At 63.5% G+C, this 2,668-nt stretch carries 4 protein-coding genes; 3 read left to right on the forward strand and 1 reads right to left on the reverse strand.

What is annotated here, in order from left to right; translation table 11 throughout:
* A partial coding sequence (gene tnpC / locus H8A95_RS42420) for an IS66 family transposase (RefSeq protein WP_229188372.1) occupies positions 1 to 820 on the reverse strand: 820 nt, incomplete at its 3' end.
* Positions 821 to 1,038: 218 nt separating this feature from the next.
* Here tnpC and tnpA point away from each other — a divergent pair.
* The 3 genes from tnpA to H8A95_RS42435 form a co-directional block, all read left to right on the forward strand.
* A complete protein-coding gene (tnpA, locus tag H8A95_RS42425) occupies positions 1,039 to 1,434 on the forward strand; it encodes an IS66-like element accessory protein TnpA (RefSeq protein WP_229172567.1) in 396 nt (131 codons plus the stop codon).
* Positions 1,431 to 1,778, forward strand: a complete 348-nt coding sequence (tnpB, locus tag H8A95_RS42430; protein ID WP_028344503.1) for an IS66 family insertion sequence element accessory protein TnpB — start codon at positions 1,431 to 1,433, stop codon at positions 1,776 to 1,778. The genes tnpA and tnpB overlap by 4 nt, the downstream gene beginning before the upstream one ends.
* Positions 1,779 to 1,899: 121 nt before the next feature.
* Positions 1,900 to 2,668: IS66 family transposase (locus tag H8A95_RS42435; protein ID WP_229188371.1), on the forward strand; the 769-nt coding region annotated here is incomplete at its 3' end.

The raw sequence follows: 2,668 nt of genomic DNA on the forward strand, positions 1-2,668 counted from the left end.
TCCAGAGCCGTCCGGTCCGGGTCTTGCCCTTGGCCAGGACTGGCACCGTGGTGTCATCGGCGTGGATGCGCTCGGCTGCGAAGACGTGGCTCCGGATCGCATCGACCAAAGGCATCAGGCTTGCGGCGGAGGCACCTACCCAGTCCGCGAGCGTCGAGACGTCGAGGTCGATGCCCTCACGCCGGTAGACCTCGCTCTGACGATGAAGCGGCAGGTGCAGGCCGTACTTGGCAAACAGGACATGAGCCAGCAGCTTGGGCCCTGCACGCCCGCGCGCAATCGGGTGCGAAGGAGCCGACGGCTGGGTGATCGCTTCGCAGGCCCGGCAGACGAGCTTCCCGCGCACATGCTGGATTACCTTCCACTGGCGCGGAACGAGTTCCAGCGTCTCGGTCACGTCCTCGCCAATTTTGCGCAATCGGCTGTCGCCGCAGCATGGGCAGGTGGCAGGCACCGGATAGACAATGCGCTCCCGCTGCAAATGCTCCGGCAGCGGACGGCGGGCCGGCTTGCGGCGCTCGAACGATGGCACCGTAATCTTGTCAATCTTGTCGGCTGCCATCTGCGTCGCGGTCTCAGCTTGCGCCGCGTTCTCCTCCAGGTCGGCGAGCTGTAGCTCGAGCTGGTCCAGCAATGCGCCTCGCTCGGAGGACTGTCCGAACTGCTCGTGCCGGAGCTTCTTGATCGTGAGTTTGAACTTCTCGATCAACAAAGTCCCCGCCTGGGCCTCGGCTTCCGCGGCCAAACGAGCCGCTCGCTCGGCGCGCAGCATCGCCTGCAGCGTGGTCACATCGTCGGGAAGAGAATCATCAGAGCCCATCGCCGACCAGAGAATCACAAGACGCGGTCTCTGTCCGAACCGCTGATCGTGCCACCGATTCAAATCCCGGCGATCAGCCGGCCGCCTGCGGTCGCCAGGTATGTTGCGGCATCCGCCAGTCGATGCCCTCCGTACGCATCCGACGGGCGCCGTCTTGCGTGACGCGAGGTAATTCGCGAAGCGTGTGACCTTAAGTCTAGCTTTAAGGTCATCAGGCGATGCGGGTCGAGGTTTTGGGCGGGCTGGAGCGGCGGCGGCGCTGGTCGCAGGACGACAAGGCGCGGATTGTCGAGGAGACGTTGGTGCCGGGCGCGAAGGTGACTGAGGTTGCGCGCCGCAACGGAGTCGCGGCCAGCCTAGTGTTTACCTGGCGCCGACAAGCACGGACATCAGAGCAGGTTGTACCATCTTTTGCGCCGGTGCAGATCGTCGCTACGGAGGTGGAGGAAACTCCGAAGCTTTTGCCTGCGGGTGACGGCCGGGTGCGCTCCGTAGCGTCCGCGCGTACTGGATTGATCGAGATTGATCTTGGCAACCGGCGACGCATCCGGGTGGATGCGCACGTCGACCCGGAGGCGCTGGCGCGGGTCCTCGAGGTGCTTGAGCGCCGATGATCGCCATACCGGGTAATGTGCGGGTGTGGCTTGCGACCGGCCATACCGATATGCGCCGAGGCTTCCCGAGCCTTGCGCGTCTGGTTCAGGAGAGCTTGAAGCGTGATCCGCACGCTGGTGATCTTTACGTTTTTAGGGGCCGCCGCGGCGACCTGATCAAGATCATTTGGCATGATGGCCAGGGCGCATGTCTGTTCACGAAGCGGTTGGAGCGCGGCCGCTTTTTGTGGCCATCGCTGGCGGACGGCGTTGTGACGATCAGCGTTGCGCAACTATCCTATCTCCTGTCCGGAATTGACTGGCGAATGCCGCAGGCAACCTGGCGTCCGCAGGCTTCCGGTTAAGCTGTGGCTTATTGACTCACGGGGGAGATCGGTCGCGAATTTTAGCGGCGAATATGATTGAGTTGCCCTCGTGACAACGCCTTCCGATCCGCTTCCCGTCGACCTTGCCGCTGCGCACGCAATGATCCTTGCGCAGCGCGAACAACTGGCGCTGGCGAAGAGCGAAGTGACCGTCGGTCGACTGGAAATCGAGCGGCTGAAGCTGATGCTCGCCAAGGCACGGCGCGAACAGTTCGGGCAATCCTCCGAACGCGGCAAGCTGCTGGTCGAACAGCTCGAGCTTGCCATCGAGGATCTCGAAGAGACGCAGGCCGAACAGGAAACCAAGGCCGAACTCGCCGCGCCAGGGGTCGCCAAGGAGAAGCGCGCGCAAAATCCACGGCCGCCGCGACGTCCGTTGCCGGACAATCTGCCGGTTGAGCGCGTCGTCGAACCCGCGCCTTGCGCATGTGGTAAGTGCGGCAGCGAGCGGCTGCACAAGCTCGGCGAGGTGGTCTCGAAGACCCTGGAATGCGAGCCGCGGCGCTGGAAGATTATCGAGCATGTCCGCGAAAAGTTCTCCTGCCGGGATTGCGAGGCGATCACAGAAGCGCCGGCACCCTCCCATCCGATCCCACGAGGCTTTGCCGGGCCGAACCTGCTGGCGATGGTGCTGGTCAACAAGTTCCTGCTGCATCAGCCATTGAACCGGCAGAGCAAGACGTATGCCCGCGAAGGGGGCGAGATAGATGTCTCGACCCTGGCGGATCGGATTGGCGCCTGCGTGGTGGCGCTCGATCCCATTATTGAGGCGATCCGGATCCATATCATGAGCGCGGAACGCATCCACGCCGACGATACGACGGTGCCGGTGCTGGCCAAGCTTAAGACGGTTACCGGCCGGATCTGGA

The sequence above is a fragment of the Bradyrhizobium oropedii genome, assembly GCF_020889685.1.
GTDB classification, from domain to species: domain Bacteria; phylum Pseudomonadota; class Alphaproteobacteria; order Rhizobiales; family Xanthobacteraceae; genus Bradyrhizobium; species Bradyrhizobium oropedii.

Bases quoted from the DNA above. Each gene is read 5' to 3' on its own strand.
- tnpB (WP_028344503.1), top strand. From the start codon at position 1,431: ATGATCGCCATACCGGGTAATGTGCGGGTGTGGCTTGCGACCGGCCAT.
- tnpA (WP_229172567.1), top strand. From the start codon at position 1,039: ATGCGGGTCGAGGTTTTGGGCGGGCTGGAGCGGCGGCGGCGCTGGTCG.